The 21,818-nt window shown below is 54.1% G+C and carries 22 protein-coding genes; 14 read left to right on the top strand and 8 right to left on the bottom strand.

The window, feature by feature from the left end; genetic code table 11:
• Positions 1 to 102: 102 nt before the first annotated feature.
• The 3 genes from H6G07_RS15050 to H6G07_RS15040 form a co-directional block, all read right to left on the bottom strand.
• On the bottom strand, positions 103 to 924 hold the full coding sequence (locus tag H6G07_RS15050) for a carbohydrate ABC transporter permease (protein WP_073608908.1): 822 nt from the start codon (positions 922 to 924) through the stop codon (positions 103 to 105).
• A 1-nt stretch (position 925) separates the two neighbouring features.
• A complete protein-coding gene (locus H6G07_RS15045; RefSeq protein WP_073608909.1) occupies positions 926 to 1,843 on the bottom strand; it encodes a carbohydrate ABC transporter permease in 918 nt (305 codons plus the stop codon).
• 200 nt (positions 1,844 to 2,043) lie between these two features.
• Positions 2,044 to 3,405, bottom strand: coding sequence for an ABC transporter substrate-binding protein (locus H6G07_RS15040; protein ID WP_073608910.1), 1,362 nt, complete (start codon positions 3,403 to 3,405; stop codon positions 2,044 to 2,046).
• A gap of 167 nt (positions 3,406 to 3,572) precedes the next feature.
• Between H6G07_RS15040 and H6G07_RS15035 the strand changes: the two genes are divergently transcribed.
• From H6G07_RS15035 to H6G07_RS15025, 3 genes are all read left to right on the top strand, one after another.
• Positions 3,573 to 4,373 (top strand): SDR family NAD(P)-dependent oxidoreductase, encoded by an 801-nt coding sequence (locus H6G07_RS15035; protein WP_073608911.1) that lies wholly within the window; start codon positions 3,573 to 3,575, stop codon positions 4,371 to 4,373.
• Positions 4,374 to 4,479: 106 nt separating this feature from the next.
• A complete protein-coding gene (locus tag H6G07_RS15030) occupies positions 4,480 to 5,469 on the top strand; it encodes a sugar-binding transcriptional regulator (RefSeq protein WP_073608912.1) in 990 nt (329 codons plus the stop codon).
• A gap of 63 nt (positions 5,470 to 5,532) precedes the next feature.
• A complete protein-coding gene (locus tag H6G07_RS15025) occupies positions 5,533 to 6,507 on the top strand; it encodes a carbohydrate kinase family protein (RefSeq protein ID WP_073608913.1) in 975 nt (324 codons plus the stop codon).
• A gap of 110 nt (positions 6,508 to 6,617) precedes the next feature.
• Here the strand turns inward: H6G07_RS15025 and H6G07_RS15020 are convergent, their stop codons facing one another.
• From H6G07_RS15020 to H6G07_RS15010, 3 genes are all read right to left on the bottom strand, one after another.
• The gene (locus H6G07_RS15020; protein ID WP_199312115.1) at positions 6,618 to 7,373 is read right to left on the bottom strand and encodes an intradiol ring-cleavage dioxygenase; all 756 of its coding nucleotides are present in this window, start codon (positions 7,371 to 7,373) and stop codon (positions 6,618 to 6,620) included.
• A gap of 117 nt (positions 7,374 to 7,490) precedes the next feature.
• Complete coding sequence (xylB, locus tag H6G07_RS15015; protein ID WP_073608915.1) at positions 7,491 to 8,957, bottom strand: xylulokinase; 1,467 nt, start codon at positions 8,955 to 8,957, stop codon at positions 7,491 to 7,493.
• A gap of 16 nt (positions 8,958 to 8,973) precedes the next feature.
• Positions 8,974 to 10,398 carry an NAD(P)/FAD-dependent oxidoreductase gene (locus H6G07_RS15010; protein ID WP_084173203.1) on the bottom strand — a complete coding sequence of 475 codons (1,425 nt, stop codon included), beginning with the start codon at positions 10,396 to 10,398 and terminating at the stop codon, positions 8,974 to 8,976.
• 672 nt (positions 10,399 to 11,070) lie between these two features.
• On the opposite strand from H6G07_RS15010, the gene H6G07_RS15005 reads away from it, so the two are divergent.
• The gene (locus H6G07_RS15005; protein WP_073608916.1) at positions 11,071 to 11,640 is read left to right on the top strand and encodes a type 1 glutamine amidotransferase domain-containing protein; all 570 of its coding nucleotides are present in this window, start codon (positions 11,071 to 11,073) and stop codon (positions 11,638 to 11,640) included.
• A 603-nt stretch (positions 11,641 to 12,243) separates the two neighbouring features.
• Here H6G07_RS15005 and H6G07_RS15000 read toward each other — a convergent pair.
• Positions 12,244 to 12,462: a ribbon-helix-helix domain-containing protein gene (locus H6G07_RS15000; RefSeq protein ID WP_242026807.1), complete on the bottom strand. Its 219-nt coding sequence runs from the start codon at positions 12,460 to 12,462 to the stop codon at positions 12,244 to 12,246.
• Between the two features lie 82 nt (positions 12,463 to 12,544).
• Here H6G07_RS15000 and map point away from each other — a divergent pair, with 82 nt between their 5' ends.
• Complete coding sequence (gene map / locus H6G07_RS14995) at positions 12,545 to 13,369, top strand: type I methionyl aminopeptidase (protein ID WP_073608918.1); 825 nt, start codon at positions 12,545 to 12,547, stop codon at positions 13,367 to 13,369.
• A gap of 259 nt (positions 13,370 to 13,628) precedes the next feature.
• Here the strand turns inward: map and H6G07_RS14990 are convergent, their stop codons facing one another.
• Entirely contained in the window at positions 13,629 to 14,561 is a 933-nt protein-coding gene (locus H6G07_RS14990) for an AraC family transcriptional regulator (RefSeq protein WP_073608919.1), read from the bottom strand.
• A 268-nt stretch (positions 14,562 to 14,829) separates the two neighbouring features.
• Here H6G07_RS14990 and H6G07_RS14985 point away from each other — a divergent pair, with 268 nt between their 5' ends.
• The 9 genes from H6G07_RS14985 to H6G07_RS14945 all read left to right on the top strand — a co-directional run bounded on the left by H6G07_RS14985 (position 14,830) and on the right by H6G07_RS14945 (position 21,785).
• The gene (locus H6G07_RS14985; protein WP_073608920.1) at positions 14,830 to 15,711 is read left to right on the top strand and encodes an NmrA family NAD(P)-binding protein; all 882 of its coding nucleotides are present in this window, start codon (positions 14,830 to 14,832) and stop codon (positions 15,709 to 15,711) included.
• A gap of 119 nt (positions 15,712 to 15,830) precedes the next feature.
• Positions 15,831 to 16,373 (top strand): nuclear transport factor 2 family protein, encoded by a 543-nt coding sequence (locus tag H6G07_RS14980; RefSeq protein WP_084173204.1) that lies wholly within the window; start codon positions 15,831 to 15,833, stop codon positions 16,371 to 16,373.
• 96 nt (positions 16,374 to 16,469) lie between these two features.
• Positions 16,470 to 16,655, top strand: coding sequence for a hypothetical protein (locus tag H6G07_RS14975; protein WP_199312113.1), 186 nt, complete (start codon positions 16,470 to 16,472; stop codon positions 16,653 to 16,655).
• Positions 16,656 to 16,688: 33 nt separating this feature from the next.
• Entirely contained in the window at positions 16,689 to 17,423 is a 735-nt protein-coding gene (locus H6G07_RS14970) for an SDR family oxidoreductase (RefSeq protein ID WP_073608921.1), read from the top strand.
• A gap of 22 nt (positions 17,424 to 17,445) precedes the next feature.
• The gene (locus tag H6G07_RS14965; protein WP_073608922.1) at positions 17,446 to 17,649 is read left to right on the top strand and encodes a hypothetical protein; all 204 of its coding nucleotides are present in this window, start codon (positions 17,446 to 17,448) and stop codon (positions 17,647 to 17,649) included.
• Between the two features lie 178 nt (positions 17,650 to 17,827).
• Positions 17,828 to 18,715, top strand: coding sequence for a helix-turn-helix domain-containing protein (locus tag H6G07_RS14960; protein ID WP_073608923.1), 888 nt, complete (start codon positions 17,828 to 17,830; stop codon positions 18,713 to 18,715).
• Between the two features lie 386 nt (positions 18,716 to 19,101).
• Positions 19,102 to 19,719, top strand: a complete 618-nt coding sequence (locus tag H6G07_RS14955; RefSeq protein WP_073608924.1) for a TetR/AcrR family transcriptional regulator — start codon at positions 19,102 to 19,104, stop codon at positions 19,717 to 19,719.
• A gap of 134 nt (positions 19,720 to 19,853) precedes the next feature.
• The gene (locus H6G07_RS14950) at positions 19,854 to 20,291 is read left to right on the top strand and encodes an RDD family protein (protein ID WP_139297054.1); all 438 of its coding nucleotides are present in this window, start codon (positions 19,854 to 19,856) and stop codon (positions 20,289 to 20,291) included.
• Between the two features lie 540 nt (positions 20,292 to 20,831).
• Complete coding sequence (locus H6G07_RS14945) at positions 20,832 to 21,785, top strand: CPBP family intramembrane glutamic endopeptidase (RefSeq protein ID WP_073609009.1); 954 nt, start codon at positions 20,832 to 20,834, stop codon at positions 21,783 to 21,785.
• Positions 21,786 to 21,818 lie beyond the last annotated feature (33 nt).

The raw sequence follows: 21,818 nt of genomic DNA, 5'->3' as shown, positions 1-21,818 counted from the left end.
GAGTGAAACCCAACTTTGAATTGGGCCTGTTGGGTTACGCTGGCGCTTTAACCCAACCTACGGTTTTGGTTGGTGGGCAGTGCCCACCCTACGGCGGATCGGTTACTTAACGGCCCCAAAGGTGAGACCTCGCACCAGCTGCCGCTGGCTGACCCAACCGAAGATCAAAATGGGGGCGATCGCCATGCTAGAAGCGGCCGACAGCTTGGCCCAAAACAAACCCTGAGGGCTAGAAAATGACGCAATAAACGCCGTCAGTGGAGCCGCATCAAAGGTGGTTAAATTGAGGCTCCAGAAGGCTTCATTCCACGACAAAATAATCGAGAGCAGGGCAGTGGAGAAAATCCCCGGCAGGGCCAGAGGCAGCAGCACATGGACCAGTTCCTGATAGGTGGAAGCGCCATCCATGCGATCGGCTTCGAGAATTTCCTTCGGCACTTCTTTGAAAAAGCTGTAGATCATCCACACCACAATCGGCAAGTTAATTAAGGTGTAAATGATGATCAAACCGATGCGGGTGTCGAGCAGCCCCGTTTCCCTCGCCAAAATGTAGATCGGCACCAGCACACCCACGGCGGGCAGCATTTTGGTCGAGAGCATCCACAGCAGCGTGCCCTTGGTGCGCTTGGTGGGAAAAAACGACATGGCGTAGGCCGCCGGAATCGCCAGCAGCAGCGACAGAATCGTCGCCCCCAGGGAGATCACCACGCTGTTCCAGGCAAAGTTGAAGTAAGAGGCGCGGGTCTGCACCGCCACATAGTTCTCCAGGGTGGGCCGAAAGAACAGCTGGGGCGGCGTGGCGACCGCCGCCACCTCGGTTTTGAAGCTGGTAATGAACATCCAGAAAATTGGGAAGAACAGCAGGCAGGCCACCAGCCAGCCCAGCAGGGGAATCCACCAGCGGTGAGATTGCTTAGTTGCCATATCAAGAGTCCAAATTGCGAGCAACACTGCGCATCAGGAAAATCGCCACGATGTTGGCCAGCACGACGGCAATTAAGCCGCCCGCCGAGGCCCCACCGACGTCGAATTCCAGCAGCGCTTTGAGGTAGATGTAGTAGGCCAGGTTGGTGGTGGCCAGGCCAGGGCCGCCCCCGGTGGTGACGAAGATTTCAGCAAAGATGGTGAGGAAGAAAATCGTCTCGATCATGGCGACCACGGCGATCGCCCGGTTGAGGTGGGGCAGCACCACAAAGCGGAACAACTGCATCGCGCTAGCGCCATCCATGCGGGCCGCTTCCATCTGATCGGTATCCAGGGACTGAATTGCCGTCAGCAAAATCAGCAGGGAAAAGGGCAGCCACTGCCAGGCCACAATGATGATGATCGCCAGCAGCGGAAAGTCGGCAAACCAGTCGATCGCCCCCAGACCCAGCCCCCGCGTAATCTGGGCGAACAGCCCGTTCACCGGGTGCATCAGCATGTTTTTCCAGATCAGGGCGCTGACCGTGGGCATGACGAAAAAGGGCGAAATCGCCAGCACCCGCGCCACGCCGCGACCAGGGAACTCCTGGTTAAACAACACCGCCAGCACGGTGCCGAGGCCAATGGTAATCGCCAGCACCGATATCACCAGCACCATCGTGATGCCGATAGAAATCCACAGGGTGGGGTCGGTGAGAATGTAGGCAAAGTTGGCAAAGCCAACAAACTCGCGCTCGTCAGGAATCAGCAGGTTGTAGCGCTGGAAGGCAAACCAGATGGCCATCGCCAGCGGCACCACCATCCAGAGCACCAGCAGAATCACCGCGGGCGCGACCAGCAGCCGGGCGGGAATTGAGCGGTGCGATCGCGTCCGCGCAGGCGGCGGCGAATGGGTAGGGGTTGCGATAGATGAGGTCATGGCAGGAAGGGGGTGGATGAGTAGGGGGTGGATGAGTGGGCGGGTAGGCGGGTGGGAGAGTGAAAGGGTGGATGAGTGGGGGTGTTGGTGTTGGGTATTAGGTATCAGGTGTCAGATTTTAGGGTTTAGGTGTCAGGTACATGGAAAACCCATCTACCCATCTACCCATCCACCCGCCTACCCTCCCACCCCTTACCCGCCTACTCGATGTAGCCGGTATGACGCATAAACCGCTCAGCGACGGTCTGCGACTGCGCGATCGCCTGATCGACCGAAACCTGGTTGGTCAGGGCGGAGGCCATGCGCTGGCCGACCTGGGTGCCGATCGCCTGAAATTCAGGAATATCCACGTACTGCACGCCGTGGTAGGGGGTCGGTAGTGGGGATGGGTTGGTGATATCGGCGGCCTGGATAGAGTCCAGCACGATTTCGGCGAAGGGGGCGGCGGCCTGGTAGTTGGGGTTCTTGTAGGTGGAGGTGCGGGTGCCCGGCGGTACCGAGACCCAGCCATGCTCCTCTGCCACCAGCTGCACATACTCCTTCGAGGTTGCCCAGGCGACGAAGCGCTCGGCGGCCTCGGGCGATTGCGACGTGGCGGGAATTGCCAGTGCCCAGGACCACAGCCAGTTAGAGCCATTGGGGTAAGACTCGACCGGGGCGCGGGCAAAGCCGAGGCGATCGGCCACCTGCGACTGGTCAGGGTTGGAGAGCAGTCCGGCGGCGACGGTGGCGTCGATCCACATGCCGCATTTGCCAGTAGAGAACAGGGCCAGGTTTTCGTTAAAGCCGTTGGAGCTGGCTCCGGGCGGCCCGTACTGGTTCATCACATCCACGTAATAAGTGACGGCGTTTTGCCACTCGGGGCTGTCGATGGTGGGCTGCCAGTCCATATCGAACCAGCGGCCGCCGAAGGTGTTGACCAGGGTGGTGAGAAACGCCATATTTTCGCCCCAGCCCGGCTTGCCCCGCAGGCAAATGCCGTAGACGCCGTTGGCCGGGTCGTGCACCTGGCTGGCCCACTCGCCCACCTGGGCATAGGTGGGGTTGGGGGGCACCGTAATGCCCGCCTTGTCGAATAGGTCGGTGCGGTAATAGAGCATTGAGCTTTCGCCGTAGAAGGGCACCGCGTAGAGGGTGTCTTCGTAGGAAAGCCCGGTGCGAATTGGGTCGATCAGGTCGTCGACATCGTATTCAGCGGGGAGACCGTCGAGCGATCGCAGCCAGCCCCGCCTGGCCCAAATCGGCGTTTCGTAGGACCCAATCGTCAAAACATCGAATTGACCGCCCTGGCTGGCCACATCGGTGGTGGTGCGCTGGCGCAGAATGTTTTCTTCTAGCACCACCCAGCGCAGCTCGATGTCGGGGTTGTCGGCTTCGAACTGGCTCGACAGGTCTTGCATCACCACCATGTCGCCGTTGTTGACGGTGGCGATGGTGAGGCGAGTGCGGTCCCCGACTTGGGGGCCGGCTGAACAGGCATTGACAAGCTGCACTAGCAGTAGGCCAATCAGGAATGCCACCAGCCCCCTGGCACGCATTCGGGCGCGGCGAAATAAGCGCATCGCACGGCTCCTCGGATTGCTAAAAAAATAAACTAAGTTGAATTTATGCTCTGACTATGGGCAAAAGCCCAATAATGGAATCATACTGATGTCACTTCCCAAAGATGAGGCGCTCAGTCGTATTCGCAACAATTCTTGATTGCAATCCCACCTGTGAGGTCAGCTTTATGAGCGCGACGGCAACCTACAATTTCCAGGGCAAAACCATTCTGATTACCGGCGGGGCAGGGGAAATCGGCAAAGCCACTGCCCACCGATTTGCTGCCAACGGGGCAACAATTGTGTTGCTGGACATTAACGAAATGAGATTGGCCGAGGTTGCCCAGGGATTGAAAGACTACGGCAATCCTGTGTACACCATTCGCTGCGATGTCACCGACGCTCAGGAGGTGGCCGACGTGTTTGCGATCGCCGTGGAGCAGGTGGGGCAGCTCGACTACGTGTTTAACAATGCCGGCTACCAGGGCGCGTTTGCCAAAACCGACGAGTATCCTGAGCAGGATTTTCAGACGGTGATCGACATCAACGTAGTTGGCGTGTTTCACATTCTCAAAACCGCCGCTCAACACCTGCGGAAGACTGGCGGGGCAATCGTCAACATGGCCAGCCACGCTGGGGTGGATGGACCGCCTAACATGTTGGCCTACGCCGCCTCCAAGTTTGCGGTAATTGGCATGACCCAAACCGCTGCCAAAGACCTGGCCCCCTACGGCATTCGCGTCAACGCTCTATCGCCGTCGCTGATTGGCCCCGGTGTGATGTGGACCCGGCAGACGGAACTACAGGCAGGGGTGGGGTCGCAGTATTTTGACGCCGACCCCAAGGTGGTCGAGCAGCAGATGCTCAACTCAGTGCCGCTGCGCCGCCTGGGCCGGTTAGAAGAAGTCGCCAACGGGGTCGCTTTCTTGATGAGCGACGAGGCTAGCTACATCACCGGGTTCAATTTGGACGTCACAGGGGGACAATAGAATTGAGCAAATATTCTCTGATGGACGAATTGCTCAATCACTCTTTAGATAGATCTTTAATCGAATAAAATCTTTCTTTGGGTAGTGGTGGGTTTTGAGGTGAGCGATGGGAGATATTTATGCAGAAAAGCGCGATGTTCGAAGACTGGCCCAACAGGGCCATCGCAAGCTCGACCTAGCGGCTCATGCCGCGTGGCTATACTACATTGCTGGTAACACCCAAGAAGAAATTGCCGCCAAGCTGAATGTGTCGCGGCAGGCGGCCCAGCGCTTGGTGGCCCTAGCCGTCAGCGAAAAGCTGATCAAATTTCGCCTCGACCATCCCCTCAGCCACTGCATTGCCCTGGCCGAGGCCCTGCGCGATCGGTTTGATCTAGCGATGTGTGAAGTCGTGCCCGACCCCGCCGTCGGTGGTGACCTTTACGACGGCTTGGGCGTCTGCGCGGCGACTTATCTAGAGACCTATCTAGTCGCCAGAACCCCTTCCATTCTGGCCTTTAGCTCGGGGCGCACCCTGCGGGCCATGGTCGATCAAATTCCGTCGATGGATCAGCCTCAGCACAAGATTGTTTCGATTGTGGGCAACATGTCGCACTACGGGCTAGCCGGTCGCCATGAGGTGGTCATGCATTTGTCTGATCGGGTGGGGTCGCAAACCTACCCGGTGCCCACGCCAGCGGTGGCCACCAGCGTGGAGGAGCGCGACTTGTTGCAGACCCAGCGATCGTTTCTAGCGGTTAAAGCTCTGGCGGAGCAGGCTAAGGTCACCTTCGTCGGCGTTAGTCACATCGCTTGGAACGCGCCCCTGCACGAGGATGGCTTTATCAACGACGCCGAACTGACCGAGCTGATTGAGTTGGGGGCCGTGGGTGAAATCGCTGGCTGGGCGTTCAATTCTCAGGGGAAATTGCTGCAAGCGGGCACCAATAGCCGTGTTGCTGGCGTGCCCCTAGAGCAACCAGCTCAGCGCCTGATCATCGGCGTTGCTGGCGGCACCCGCAAAGCCGAAGCCATTCTCGCGGCCCTACAGGGTCGGCTGATCAGCGGGCTAATTACTGACGAAGCCGCCGCCACAGCGATTTTGATTAAGGGATAACTATTATCGACCCGAGATCGGCTAGCTCGGATGAATGGATTTAGAGCGATTTAGGAGAAACCCATGACCGAGCCCGTGATTTGTTTAGGAGAATGCTTAGTCGATCGCCTGTTTGAGGTCGGTGAAACGCCTGAAAGTGGCTCTGCTGACGGCACCGATTATCCTGGTGGAGCACCTGCGAATGTGGCTGCTGCGATCGCAAAACTCGGCACCCCCACCCGACTGATCAGCGCCCTAGGCCAAGATGACCTGGGCGACTGGCTAATTCAGGTTTTGCAAGAGCAGGGAGTGGCGTGCCAGATTCAGCGCGTGGTCAATGTGCCCACCCGCACGGTGCTAGTGCAGCGGGATGAAACGGGCGATCGCAATTTCATTGGCTTCAGCGCCCCCGACCCCACCGCCTTTGCCGACGCCCACCTCACCCCCGAGTGGATAGATGCCGTCGATTTTGCCGGGGTGAAGTATCTGGTGATGGGGACGCTGGGCCTGGCCTACCCCACTACTGCCAGCGCCATGGCACGGGCGCGAGACAAGGCCCAGCAGGCCGGGGCCAAGATTGTGATTGATCTGAACTGGCGGCCAGTGTTTTGGCCAGAAGTAGACCTTGCTCCCGCCAAAATTCGAGACTTTTTAAGTGTCGCTGACTTGCTCAAACTCGCTCGCGAAGAGGCTCTGTGGCTGTTCGCGACCGATTCCGCCGCAGATATTTGTCGGCAACTGCCCCGCGCTCAGGCTGTATTGCTCACCGATGGCGGCAACGGCAGCACCTGCGCTACGAAACAGCACAGCGTCTCACTCCCGGCCTTTGATGTCAGCAGCAAAGATACAACCGGGGCAGGAGACGCCTTCCTAGCCGGAATTCTGCACCAGCTTTGCCAGCGGGGCTGGGATGTTTGGCAAGACCCGGCTGAGATTAAAGCAATTCTGCGTTATGCCAGCGCGGTGGGGGCGCTGACGACGTTGAAACCGGGTGCGATCGCCGCCCAGCCCACCCCCCAGGAGGTCGATGCTTTTCTGCACCACCAGGTCGCTGCCTAAACCCCGAGGGCGAATGCCATTCGCCCCTACATCCCCATTAATAAGGCAACCCTGTAGGGGCAAACGGCGTTTGCCCTAACCAAACCGGGCTAAATATAGAGGAGCGCCCATCAGGCCAACTCCAGCCCAATCTCAAAACGCCCGGTGTAGCCCTCTCTAGCCTCGGTAATGGGCAGAATTAACTGATCGCCGCCGCTGCGGAAGATACCGTCGTTTTGGTTACGGGTGGTGCGATCGCCCCTATCGCTGTAAGGGGGCTGGGCGTAGACGCGATCGCTCAGAACATCGTCAAAATAAAGCTGTGAGGTAAATTCATAGCCCTGATTTTCGGCAGTATTACCGCGAATTTTGAAGTGAATATGTGCAGTCCGGCCAGGATACCAACCCGGATAAATGGTGGTGAACTCGACCGTGCCGTCAGCATCGGTGACCTGAGCACCGCGCAGAAACTTTTGGCCTAAGGTGTTGGCTTGGCGATCGTTTACGTCTGAATAGGCTCCGGTGGCATCGCAGTGCCAGACATCTACCATTGCTCCTGCCAGCGGCACACAGGCATCAGCACCTACTTGAGATACCCGAAATTGCAGCTTTAGGGGAACGCCTGGTTTCACCGAGCCAGTCGTTGGGTCAGAGCGAATATCGGAGCGATTTAGCGCTTCATCAACAAAATAGGGGCCTTCGGTCTGCTGGGGTCGCACGGTGCAAGCAGGCTGCCCTGCCGTCGCTGCGCCGGTCGAGGTTTGGGCTACGGTACTACTCGGTTCAGCCGAGGCCGAGGGCTTGCGCAAGCAGCCAAACAGCGAAACCATCAGAGTGCCGCCGATGAAGCCTAGGGCATCGCGACGCTTGAGGCTAAGGCCATTCATTCTAGATACATATTGTCTGGGCATAACTGTAGGGGCATTACTATATCGACAGCTTCTATTGGGCCAAACCAAAATTACGGTTTACCCCAAGCTTGAATTACAGCATTGTCATCATCCCTACCTCACCACCTTTAGCGACTCGTAGAGTGGGGTGTATCGTTCAAATGCCGCCTCATAGGCTGCGTGCTTTTGGGGTTGCACCGCCTCGATCGCCTCTGGCAAAGTCTCAAATGCTTCCTCCAGCGACGGATAGACACCTACCCCTACCATCGCCAAAATCGCCGCCCCGTAGGCCGCTCCTTCTTCGGCTTTGGGAGCGACCAGTTCGGTGTGGAGCACATCCGCTAGTAGGTGGAACCAGAGGGGCGATCGCACCCCGCCCCCCGTTGCCAGTAGCTGATTCACCGGAGAAGTTCCCTGAATCACTTCCAAGGCCGCCCGCAGGCTAAAGGCCACCCCTTCCAGCACTGCCCGAATCAGGTCGCCCTGGGTGTGAGCCAGCGACAAATTCACCCAGGCTCCCCGCGTATCGGGGTCGAGGTAGGGGCTGCGCTCGCCCGCCAAGTGAGGCAAAAACAGCACGCCCCGCGCCCCCGGTTCAGATTTTTCGGCCAGGGCCATCAGATCGGCAAAGGCGATATTGGGGGCAAAGGTGTCGCGGTACCAGCGCAGGGCACCCCCCGCCGCCAGGGTTACCCCCAGCAGGTGGTAGCCACCATCGGCATGGCAAAACAGGTGCACGCGCCCCTGGGGGTCGGGGGTGGGGACATCGCAGGGGGCAAAAATTACTCCCGACGTGCCAATGCTGAGGCTGCCTCGCTTCAGGTTGCGATCGGAAATGCCGAGACCGATCGCCGCTGCGGCGTTGTCACCGCCACCCGCCACCACGGGCAGTCTTGCTGGGAGTCCTGTCCGCTCAGCCAGTTCCGGCTTCAGCCGTCCAGCAATGGCGGTCGATTCGACCACCGTGGGAAACAGGTCGGGGCTGATATCGAGAGCGGCGAGGATATCCTGATCCCACTGCCGACTGGCCAGGTTTAAGCAGCCAATGCCAGAGGCATCCGAGGGTTCCGTCACCGCTTCACCAGTCAGCACGTAGCCGAGGTAGTCTTTGGGCAGCAGAATTTGCCGCACCTGGGCGTAGGTCTGGGGTTCCTCCTGCCGCAGCCACACCAATTTGGGTAGCTGAAACCCCGTAATTGCCGGATTGCCGGTGCGCTGAATCAGGTCTGACCGGGGCACTGCCGCTTCAATTTCCGCCACCGCCGCCCCTGTGCGCTGGTCATTCCAGAGAATGGCTGGGCGAATTACCTGACCGTCTTCGTCCAGCGGCACCATGCCGTGCATTTGGCCTGATAGACCGAGAGCAACTACCGTTTGCCCCTCAATCTGCGCCGCTACTTCGCTCAGGGCCGTGAGACTAGCCTCGACCCAATCGGCGGGCTGCTGCTCCGTCCAGCCGGGGTGGGGCGTCAGCAGGGGATAACTCTGGGTCGTTTGGGCCACCACTTGGCCTTGCAGATTGACGGCGATCGCCCGCACCCCGCCGGTTCCCAAGTCTAAACCAATGACTACGTCCGCCAACTCAGCCTCCCCATCCCTACGATTCTGCAATGACTGGCGCTTTTAGATTCCCTGAGGTGCGTTCTGGAGCTTCATTCCGCTCCACCCGCTGAGGCTCCTGATCGACAACTATCGGCTCATCCAGGCGGCTCTCTTCCCAAGTAATCAGCCGTGAACCGCCTTTGCGAGTGAAATAGCTCCACAACCACTGGATCATCACCACCAGCTTGTTGTCAAACTCGATCAAATAGTAGATGTGTACAAAAATCCAGATCAGCCAGGCGGGGAAGCCCCACAGCTTGAACCGTCCCATATTCACCACCGCCGCGTGATGGCCAATCACCGCCAGACTGCCTACATCGTCATAGTGGAAGGGAGGCACCGCTTTCCCTTGCAGCCGCCGCTGAATTAGCTTGGCGATGTAGGCTCCCTGCTGCATCGCCACGGGCGCAACACCCGGCAGGGGCTGGTTTCCCTCCGGGGAGTCTGCGCCATTGTTCTGGTGGGCAAAGTGGGCTAGATCGCCCACCACAAAAATGTTGGGCTGCTCAGGCAGACTTAGATCAGGGTTCACCATGACCCGCCCCGAGCGATCGAGCTGAGCCCCGGCTCGGGCAGCCAGCACTTTGCCCAGCGCCGAAGCCCTCACTCCGGCAGCCCAGAGAATGGTTTTGGCCCGCACTTGCTCCGTCTGCTCGCCCTGGCGCACCGTCACCACATCGTCGTCGATGTCGGTCACTAGAGCTTCGGTACGCACTGTTACACCCAACTCCTTCAGTGATGCGGCGGCTTTGGCCGACAGATCAGCGGGGTAAGGGGGCAGCACGCGATCGAGCCCTTCCAGCAACAGAATACGGGTTTCGGTGGTGTCAATATGGTGAAATTCGTCCTTAAGCGTGTGAAAAGCCAGTTCGGCCAGGGCCCCAGCCAGTTCCACACCGGTTGGCCCGCCGCCCACCACCACAAACGTTAGCCAGGCCCGCCGCCGCTCCGGATCTGACTCTTTTTCAGCGGCTTCAAACGCCCCAAAAATTCGTTTCCGCATTTCTAGGGCGTCCTCAAGGGTCTTCAGCCCCGGTGCGGCTTCGGCCCACTGGTCATGACCGAAGTAGTGGTGGCTAACACCCGTGGCCACCACCAGCGTGTCGTAGGGCAGAGTTGCGTGGGTTAGCGTCACTTGCTGCTGCTGAGGGTCAATATCAATGACGGCATCCATCAACACCCTGACGTGGCGGTGAGCACTCAAGATCGCTCGCAGGGGCGACGAAATATCCCCAGGTGATAATTTCCCCGTAGCTACTTGATAGAGCAGCGGTTGAAACAGATGAAAATTTCGTTTGTCAATCAGAGTGACTTCAACCTGCTTAGTTTTTCCCAATGCCTTAGCGGCATAGAGACCGCCAAACCCTCCTCCAACGATCACAACTTTGTGAGGCTGAGTCTCAATGGCGGTATTTTTCATGGAATTAGCTCCATCTCAACTAGGCTCTGCTGAAGATCGCTGGGGAAATCTCGTCAAGGCTGCTTGGGGCCAGGGTGCGATCGCACTATCTAACAAATTGTTTCAGCCGATTTCTGAGCAATGTAGCTAGCCCCATCGACTGAAAGACATAGCTATTTGCTGCTTTGCAAAGAAAGCTATGGTTCAAATAGCGCTGGCTAGCTTCAGTGTAAGTATTCAAGAGGGTCTTGTGGGGCTCTCAATCTTCTGTCACGGTGTTCAATTCGAAAGGCCGTAGTAGACCTAGTCACCTGCTCTGTGCTTTAGCTAGGGAAGTTTTAGCAGCGGCGATCGCCGTACCGCCCCTCCATGTATGAATATGGCTGAACCGGTGCGGCCAATTGACTAACTCCACCTATGGCTAGACGCTGCCCTCAACTCAGTTACCTAAGCTGAAAACAGTTCTCGGCAACAAATCTGCCAGCTTTAGTCTGCGACCTCAATGGTTAGAAGGCATTGTAAGCCTACACATCCGCAACCACTAGCCCAGCCTCTTGACTTCAATCAAGCGGTGAAGATAGCTACGCCCGGTGTGCCTAAGGATGTGCTGAATTAATTTCAGGGGCAGAATCTAGCCGAGATCATGGAAATCTAGGACCGACAATTTAAACCTCAAACCTCAGGAGAATTAGCATGGCCCCAGTACTCACAAACCGCAAAGTGGCGATCTTAGCCACCGATGGATTTGAGCAGGTTGAGTTGACCGAGCCCAAACAAGCGTTAGAAAAAGCCGGTGCCCAAGTGCATGTGATCGCCCCCCAGGGTGACTCCATTCAAGGCTGGAATCACCATGACAAAGGTGACACAGTGCCGGTCGATCGCACCCTTGACCAAGCTCGCGCCGCCGATTACGACGCGCTAGTGCTGCCCGGTGGAGTGTTGAATCCTGACCAGCTCAGAACCAACGCTCAAGCCATTCAGTTTATTCAGGCATTTTTTGCCGATAGCAAACCCGTAGCCGCAATTTGTCACGGGCCTTGGACCTTGATTGAAGCCGATGTGGTCAAGGGGCGCACCGTCACCTCCTGGCCTTCTCTAAAAACCGACCTTAGCAATGCCGGGGCCACCTGGGTCGATCAAGAGGTGGTCGTCGATCAGGGGTTAATCACCAGCCGCAACCCCCACGATTTGCCCGCCTTCAACAGCAAAATTGTGGAAGAGTTTTGTAAGGGCAAACATGTGGCCCAAGCCCAAGCCGTTTAGGCCAACGTCAATTCTTAAGCTCCATCCGGCTGGTTGCAGCTTTCTGCTGGACGCAAAACAATGCCTGTTCTCGACTGATGCTCCTAGCATTGGTATCGCCAAAGGAAGGGGTGTCGGGCAACAGATTATTTGTCGTCTTAACAACTTTTTGTCATCTAGCCAAAAATCGCTAAGCCATTGACAAGAAAGGGTCTTAGTGATTGCTAAGATGACACCTAAAGTGCGCTCAAACGCTAAATGAACCTTGATGGCACTAATGCGTTAAGGCGACACCAATTTGGTTAAGACGACACTAAAGTGTTAGCGACGACAACTAAACCGTTACTCGACATCAGATGGGTGAACGGGGCTTTGCTAATTTGGAAGTGAGCGAGCACTGCTTCCTCTAGGGCAAGCGTTGGGTGCGGGGTCACCGCGTCTACGTCATAGCGACCGAGAGGGGCTCGATAGCTCATAAGACGTCTAATTCATTATGCGATGGCAGATGCTGAAGGATGTCATCCCTCGAGTGGTCTTTTTTTGTCAATCAGCAGGCCCGCCCCGCTTGAGAACTGGGTCAATGTCAGTGCAACGAGAGCAACCTACTCTATAAGAACTCTAATTTCAGCGCATATTGACTACTTCCGAAGCGCTTCGCTGTTTTCGGCGTTCTTGCAAAGACTTATCAATTAATTTTGCAACCAGCCAAGAGACAGATCTTTCATCTGTCTGCGCCCACTCCTCCAGTTCTTGCTTTAACTCTGGAGAAACGTAAGCAACCACTCGCTCCAAGTCTGTCTTACCACCCATTTTGAGTTTCACTTCTGGTTTTCTTGCTTCCAAGATACCAGTAATAGCCTAGCCTGTGTCGTGCTATGCCATGCTGTGCTAGCATGGCATAGCACGAGTAATCAAAGCTTTATCCATGAACCGCCAGAATTTGCTCTCGATCGCCGGAGATTTGGGCCAACCCCAGGGTCATCCAGGCCTTGTCTTGCTTTCGAGTAGAGAACTAGACAAGATGCGGCGGGCTGGACGGCTCGCGGCGAATCTCCTCAACCATCTTGAATCAATGGTGCAACCTGGAGTGAGTACGCAAGCTTTAAATGATGAGGCGGCGCGTTGGATGCAAGCCCATGGTGCAACCAGTGCCACCCTTGGCTATGCGCCTCCCGATCATCCCCCCTTTACCGGCTCAATTTGCACCAGCATTAATGAAGTAGTTTGTCACGGAATTCCGAATCCAAAGCACATCCTTAAAGACGGAGATATTATCAACATCGATGTAACGCCACGCCTAGACGGTTATCATGGCGACACGTCTAAAACATTCCTAGTTGGCAATGTATCCGCAACAGCTCGAAAGCTAGTTGAAGCCACTCAAGCATCGATGATGCGAGGAATTGCTGAAATCAAGCCGGGGGCAAGAATTGGTGATATTGGAGCTGCAATTCAAGAATATGCCGAGGCGAAAGGGTTCTCAGTTGTTCGAGATATGGTTGGGCATGGTATCGGCAGGCAGATGCATACAGAGCTTCAAATTCCTCATTTTGGCGAACGAGGCAGTGGATTGAAGCTGCGTCCGGGAATGGTTTTTACGGTTGAGCCAATGCTAAACGAAGGCACGAGTACACTTAAGTTTTTAGCGGATCGTTGGACTGTGATTACAAAAGACAAGAAACTTTCAGCTCAGTTTGAACACACCGTTGCTGTGACTGAGGAAGGGGTAGAAATTCTAACTCTTCCCTAAGCTTTAAGACGAAGAACCAGTGATGATCAAGGTCTTGCCATCAATTGCTTTCAATGTGTGCGTGTCTGGCACAGAGAATAAGCGTTGGTTAGCGCTGGCGAAATTGCACCAATTTCCTATCCAGTACAAGCCAATGAAATCGACGGCATAGAATCAATAACCGGGAACAGTTCTGCTGAATGATCGGCTCCTGGCTGAGTCGGCAAAGTCTGCCTAAGGAGAGAAGCATTGATCACTAGGGAAAACTATCTTCCAGAAATCACTTTAGTACTATCTCGGCTGTCCGTAACCGTTCAACATCCCGGATAGGAGGGGCACCAAACATGCGGGCATATTCGCGGCTGAACTGTGAATTACTCTCATACCCAACTTGATAGGCCGCTTGAACGGCATCAGCTTTCTCAGCAAGCATTATCTGTCGCGCAGCTAAGAGTCGCAATTGTTTTTGATATTGCAGCGGACTCATTGAGGTGACTGTTTTGAAGTGGCGGTGGAAAGAGGAAACGGACATGTTCACTTGCTCAGCGAGATCCTCAATCCGCAACGGCTTTGTAAGCTCTGCTTTGATGTCTTTGATCACCTCAGCAATGCGCTGCATATTGCTACCAGCAGTAGCAATTTGGCGAACTGCTTCGCTTTGTTCCCCCATTAGAAGACGATAATAAATTTCGCGAATGATCATCGGTGCCAGAAACGAAACATCTTGCGGTGTCTCTAAAAGTTTTGCGAGCCGCAGAGCGCAGTCAATCAAAGATGGCTCAGCATGGCTAACGAACCAACCTTTCACGGGTTCTTTTTGACTAGTGCATGGCTGGGTTTGAGCAATGATCTCACAAAATTGGGCTGGGTCTAGCTTCAGCTTAAAGCCGAGATAAGGTTGAGTGGGAGTCGCCTCGATCACACGTGCACTCACCGGCAAATCCACCGACAAAACCAGATACTGAGCAACACCGTATCGAAAGGCTTTCTCGTTCAGCCACAATTCCTTTTGTCCCTGTATCACAACCGCAAAAAGCGGTTCGCTGACAACGGGCATTGCTACGACAGGATTACATTCTCGCGTGAACTCTAGGGGAGCGATCGCAGTTGCATGGATACCGTTAACTTGGTTGCCAGTATGCCGATCGACCAATGCCGCCAGTTCTGCACATTTATCGATCGCGCTCTTGTGGCTGAGTGTATCAATCGTCATGCTGTTTTAACTTAAACTCTGCTTCTGCGCTCATTATAGGGAAAATTCTCTGTTACCAATGCCTCACTTGAGAGGATTAGGCAATCATCTGCCAGGTTTGTATATTCACGCCAAAGCTTTTCAAACCTAGGATAAATCCATGCCGTAAGAGAAGACTAGCGATTGAACGTTAGATCATTGGACTCATCAAAAGTGGAACCTGCCGTTGAACTGTGCCGTTGGGGGTTTCGGTTATCAAAATTGGTTTCGACATTTCAGGAGGAAATTTATGTTTGTAGTGTTTGGTGCGACCGGACAAACGGGTTCTGTGGTTGCCGATACGTTGCTTGAAAAACAACTGCCGGTGCGCGTCGTGTTGCGATCGGACAAAGCCGCTGATGCTTGGCAGGCGAAAGGTGCGGATGTTGCTTTCGCTGATGTCATTGACGCAGATGCGATAACCAAGGCGTTAGACGGTGCGATTGCTGTTTATGCAATGAATCCACCTGCTTATCAGGCTGTCGATATGTTCACCGTAGCCAAAAACATTGGTGCAGCCTATGTTGAAGCGATCGCGCAATCCAGCGTGCAAAAAGTTGTCTTGCTTTCTTCGGTTGGCTCGCAGCACGCTACTGGCACAGGCAACATCATGACAACTTACCTTTTGGAAAACATCTTTGGCAATTTGGCGATTCCCGTCACGTTTCTGCGGGCAGCGGGATTTATGGAAAACTGGAACGGCGTGGCTGTAATCGCCGCCGAAAAAGGCATTTTGCCGAGCTTTTACAGTCCACTAGACCGTAAACTTCCGATGGTTGCCGCTGCCGACATCGGACGCGCTGCCGCTGAAGCGTTGACCGAAGACTGGACGGGCAAACGCATCATCGAGCTATACGGCGCGGCAGATTATTCGCCAAATGATGTCGCCGTCGCTTTTGCTGTCGTGCTCAAGCGCGACGTGCAAGCTGTCGCCCTTCCCGAAAGCGATTGGCAGGCGACGATCGTTGGTTTCGGTGCCTCGCCTGAAGCTGCTAACGCTTGGTGCGAGATGCTGCGCGGCTTCAATTCCGGTCATATCATTTTTGAAAACAACGGTATTGAAACTCGCAAAGGACAAACGACAATCGAAAATTTCGCTGCCGCAACTGTAAAAGCGCAAAACCTGATTTAGAAGTTCACGCTCAAGGACTCACTGAGAAATGCCTTTTCCATAAAAGCGATACCGAACAATGCAATAGATGTGAGAGCGAAATAGCTACTTTGTTATGCAACCTTCAGGAGGTTAAAAAGATGCATCGTTTGAGTCAGGTTTTAATCGGTATGGGATTGATTGGGCTGCTAACAGTTCCGGGGATGTCGAAAACGCCTAATCAACCATTGTCTCAGGTCATGCAGCCCAACCCAGTAGGCGTGCAAGATACTGAGAGTATCGAACAGCGCAACAAAGAAATCGTCCGGCAGTATTTCAACGGTTGGCGCAACGGAACTGGCAACTTCTTCGACCTGCTTGCTCCAGAAGCAACCTGGACGATTACGGGCACTGGCGCAACTGCGGGAACCTATCGCAAACAAGCGTTACTTGAGCAAGTCATTAACCCAACCAGTGCCCGATTATCGACCCCAATTGTGCCAACCCTACGCGGCATCTGGGCCGATGGCGATATGGTCATTGCCCTGTGGGATGGAGCAGCGACCGCCGGGGACGGCAGACCTTACCACAACACTTACACCTGGTATTTCAGAATGCAGGACGGCAAAGCAATCGAAGCGATCGCCTTTCTGGATATGCAAGAGTTCAACGACTTATGGGCAAGAGTTTCGCCGAGGAACTAGTGCTGGTCGCCATATGGCAAAAGAACTAGGACACAGACAGATTGCCGTAAATGCTGTGGCTCCAGGCGCGATGAAACAGATTTTGCAGGCGGTGCAGTGCAGGACAATCCAGAAATCAACAACTTCCTCGCTTCGCAAACGGCGTTAGGTCGTGTGGGTGTTCCCGATGATATTGGAGGTGCGTTAGCGAAGCTTACCGAAGGTATCGCAGCATTGCTCTCCGAAGACAATCGCTGGGTGAATGCACAGAGAATCGAAGTCTTTGGTGGTCAGTCTATTTAATTTCAATCCACCTCAACAGTCAGGAGAATCATCATGTTAAATGTAGAAAACAAAGTGATCGCTATCACCGGAGCCAGTAGCGGTATCGGTGAAGCCACCGCGAAGCTGCTCGCCCAAAATGGTGCAAAAGTCGTTTTGGGGGCACGGCGTACAGACAAGCTAGAGAAGCTAGTCAAGAAGATTCATGCATCTGGTGGCACAGCAGAATTCAAAGCGGTCGATGTCACCGATCGCGACGATGTAAAAGCATTTGTGGAGTTTGCCAAAGCCGAATTTGGTCGCGTCGATGTCATCTTTAATAATGCAGGCGTGATGCCCCTATCGCCGATGAATGCCCTGAAAGTCGAGGAATGGGACAACATGATCAATGTGAATATCCGGGGCGTATTGAATGGTATCGCAGCGGGGCTACCGATTATGGAAGCTCAAGGTGGAGGGCAAATCATCAATACTGCATCCATTGGTGCCCACGTGGTAGTACCCACTGCGGCAGTTTACTGTGCAACCAAGTATGCGGTTTGGGCAATTTCTGAAGGACTGCGGCAGGAATCACAAACTATTCGTGTCACCACTATCTCCCCGGGGGTCGTTGCCACTGAACTTGGCTCTGATATCACTGATGAGTCATCCAAAGGCTTGTTAGAAGAACTTCGCAAAACCGCCCTTGCATCAGAGGCGATCGCCAGAGCCGTTTTATACGCTGTTTCCCAGCCGGACGATGTTGATGTCAATGAAGTGATTGTCCGCCCGATTCGCCTGGCGATGTAAACCCATCATTGAGAATGATCCCATGACGCATTCAATATCACAATGCAAGAATGATTTTGAACCTGAGGTTACATCTCAGACTGATTTCATCTGTGACTCTTCAGTTAATTATGCCCTGGTTGCGATCGCGCAAGAAGTTGCTGAATTGTCGAAACAAGCCCATCCAGTACAAGCCGATGAAAGCGATGGCATAGAATTAGCAGATGAAAACAGTTCTGCTGAATGATCGGCCCCTGGATGAGTTGACAAAGTCTATCTAATGAGAGAGGCATTGATCACTGGCTTGTAGTTCTATGCTCTGGTCATCCTTTTGTGTCTCTGACTGATGAACGCTTTTGCTGCACCATAACCGGGCTGGAAAGTGTTGATTTTATAGTTCCAAGCAATCGATGAGAGCAAGCTCCATGGCCAGCCACCAGCTCAACTCGCACGAACTTAGCCAACGGTTCAATAAAGCACTGATGCTCTCCAGTCAGCAAATGAACTGGAATGACATTTTCGTTGAGCAGTGTCAAAGCCCTGTTTCAGCTTTCGAGGTTGAACTCCCAGCCCTCTCAGACCATTGGCTTAACTTGCATGTAGGAAATCCCGCTCCTTTAATCCAAAAACGGGATGATCGCCTGCATGAGTCCATCCTTAATGAAGGGGATAATCTCTTTGTCCCGGCTGGACAACCAAGCTATTGGTGTCGAGACAAAAGTGGTGTCATCTGCACTCCACTACACATTTGCTTGAAACCGGAACTGATTCAACAAGTTGCTGAAACCTCCGACATGGGTGCGAATCAGTTCGAACTTGTACCCTGTTTTGGCCAACAAGATTTGCAACTTCACCAGATTGGCATGCTGATGTTAGCTGAGTTGCGATCGGGCGGGATGATGGGGCAGTTATATGTCGAATCACTCACTCAGATTCTGGTGATTCATTTGCTGCGACACTATTCGACGCTGACGCGGCCGATCACATCCCAAAATAACAGCTTCACTCGTATCCAGTTGCAGCAGGTGATCGATTATATTCACACCTACCTGAATCGAGATTTATCCTTGGCAGAACTGGCTAGCGTTGTTAACATCAGCCCAACTTACTTTGCAAGTTTGTTTAAACAAGCCATGGGGATTTCGCCCCACCAGTACGTGATTCGACAGCGCATAGAGCAGGCGAAACTAATGTTGTTGAAAACGGATTTGGCGATCGCAGATATTGCCTTACAGGTCGGCTTCTCCAGCCAGAGCCACCTAACACAGCAGTTCAAGCGCCTTACTGGAATAACGCCAAAACAAGTTCGCTAAGCCTATAAGAATCTGATAAATCACCGTAAGAATTTGAAAGAAGTTGAGTGTTGGAACTCACTACACTCAAGCTGGCTAAGACAAAGGCAACCTGTACGGAAAGTATATAAACAGCGCCTAACAATCACGCAGGCAGTGTCCGTTGCGGGGGTGACCTCACCCCTGCCGATTGTGGCGGGATCTCTCAGATGTCATTCCCTGACAGCATTTCCAGAGTTTGAATAGCTATTGGCTCAAATTGAATGTGCTGATTAGTGAAGCAACCTCTTGTCGACAGTGTCACCAAGAGCTATATTGTCACTTAGTGACAGATTCTTGAAAGGAAGACTGTTGTGGGGAGTGATGGTACCGACGACACAACGCAGAACGAGCGCAAACCAGGGAGGATGAGTGAGCAGCGGCAGCAGCGGATACGTCTGGAGATTTCGCGGGAGGCGGCGCGTTTGTTCTGGGAGCAAGGCGTCGCTGCCACAACCGGCGAGCAAATCGCCGCTGCAGTGGGTCTCTCGGTACGCACTCTCTGGCGATACTTCCGCAACAAGGAGAGCTGTGTCGAGCCGGTTTTGGCGCAGGATGGCGAGGAGTTTGTGGCACTATTGCGCCGCTGGCCTCGGGATGTCTCCCTTGAAGATCACCTCATGGAGTGGGCGATGAATCGTACTAAAGATCCCGATCAGCAGTCCTTTGATCAGGCTGTGATCAAGATGACCGTGCTGGCCGAAAAAGAGCCGGATGTGCGGACGGCCTGGCTGATGACCAACGACCGAATAGAGCACGCTCTAGTCGAGATCTTCGCAGATCGCCTGCGGCGATCGCCTGACGATATCGAGGTGCGGTTGCATGCCGCTGCGGCCACCGCAGTCGTGCGCGTTATCAGTGAAGACGTCAGTGCGGCCCTGATGGCAGGAGCCGATCCCACCTCGCTTGGCAACACGCTTGGGCAGATGGCCCGCGCCGTGCACACAGCTACAGGTGGGGCGGTCGGCGATCCTGTCGATCCTTAAACCAATTGACAACTGAAATCAGCAACAAGAGTAAAGGAGTTGATCCTCATGTCTCAAATTCCTTCCAGCCATCCGCAAAGGCTGCTCAGAGTATTTTGCTTAGACAATTGTGGAAAACATTTGAGGACATAAAGATGAATAAGGCGACCTTCTTACAGCGGGCTGCTGCATGGTTGATTGATCAAGCTATTCTCTCAATCATCTATTCACTAGCAGCGGTTGCTATTGGAGTGATCATCGGAGCTTACGCTGATAGCGATATACCTGTACCAAATTTAATTGTAGCTCCGAGTGTGATTGGATTTTCAATCGCTCCTGCATTTGGGCATTTTTTGTACTTTGGTTACCTTTGGAGTCAGCGAGAGCGATCAATTGGCATGGGAGTGATGAACATTGGAGTAGTTAAAACCGATGGACATTCATTGTCTTTTGTGATGGCTGGTCTACGCGGCTCGTTGGGGTATTTCCTAAGTGGACTAATATTTGGGTTAGGCTATCTCTGGTTTTTTGTGGATAAAGAACAGGAGACATGGCACGACAAGATTTTTAATACTGTAGTGCTGAAGCAATAGTTCGGACAATTTTCAAGAGCGAGAATCGATAAGAAAGCTAGCGATATATGCATCCTTTGCAAGGCTTAAATCGTCTTTGATAGAGAGATTTTCAGCTTGCTCAAAGGAACGACTGCTTACTTAAGAATGAAGCCCTTTCATATGTAGAGCTTTAGAGGTCTTCATTGAATTTTTGTCAGTCATCCAGCGAGATCGGGATGGTCGTGAACCTCCCCCTTAGTCCTAGCTATCGCTGACGGTATGTTCAAGCGTGAGGACTCGATCTGCTTGCCAGAGCCACCGCAAGGTCATCAGTAATCTCGTCAGTTCGTAAAACCAAAAGCAAATGTGCCGAAGGAGTAATTTTCATGGCTCGAGTTCCTTATAACCGCTCACGGGAGTCAGAAAAGATCCCTACCGCGCTTTCATCTCGACTTGATAGTAGTCTGCGTCCGGCGTTGCCCGAGGGCATTATTGGCCCGTTAAATCCTGAAACTATCGGCAACTGTGATTAGTAACCAGATCCAAGCACCACAGAATTTACTCATAAAGGGAACGGAAATGAAGATACAAAATACTGAAAGAACCGAGGGAATCATTGCAGAAGCGAAAAAAGTTACCTACGTGGAGGCTGCCCGGTGGGGTAAGTATCGGGGGTGGCGGTATGTTCTGGGGCTGATGATCATTCTCTTTGCGTGGCTGATCGTCGGCAGTGGTGCCAGCGTACTCGTCGCGTTCGCGCTTGGCGGCCAGGCAGACCCCTCGGGGCTCGGGCTTGTGGAATACTACCTGTTTGTCATGGCGAGTTTCCTGTGCTTCTTCACGGGAGTCTTGATCGCTGCCTTCCTCGTCCACCGCCGCCACCCCCGGACGCTCGTCACAGCGCGGAAGCGGATAGACTGGCATCGGGTCGGTCATGGATTCGTGGCGTGGTTTGTGCCGTACTGCCTGATCGGTGGGCTGGGGCAGTATCTGTTCTACCCAGATACCTTCTCCTTCAACTCCGGCCTCATAACATTTGCGCTTTTTGTCCCGCTGGCGCTGGTTCTCACCGCGATCCAGACGACAACGGAGGAGCTTTTCTTTCGCGGATACATCGTGCAGGGCGCGAGCCTCATCTGGAGCAACCGCGCTTTTCTGGCGATCGTGCCAGCCGTTATCTTTACCTTGCCGCACCTCCTTAACCCGGAGGCGCGGGCGGGCGGCTGGCTCACGATCTTTTCCAACTACTTCTTCGTTCCGGGTCTGGTGTGGACTGTGGTCTCGTTGATTGACGGAACCACTGAACTCGCCATCGGCGTACACTTCGCGAACAACATCGGCGGGGTACTCCTGTTCAACATCACTGGAACTGCCTTGCCCTCACCCGCTCTGTTTACCATCAGCGAGTATCACGCCACCTACGGGGCGCTATCAGGGCTGGTTGCAGTACCCATGTTTCTGGCGATCGCCTACGGAGTGTTCAAGCGTAAGACTCCAACCCGTTTTCCAGAGCCACCGCAAGATCGTGGGTGATCTCGTCAGTTCGCAAACCTATCAGCAAATGAA

This window comes from Phormidium tenue FACHB-1052 (assembly GCF_014696675.1).
GTDB classification, from domain to species: Bacteria; Cyanobacteriota; Cyanobacteriia; order Phormidesmidales; family Phormidesmidaceae; genus Nodosilinea; species Nodosilinea tenuis_A.
The sequence above is the reverse complement of the archived record's forward strand: the minus strand, read 5'-3'. Positions and strand labels throughout refer to the sequence as shown.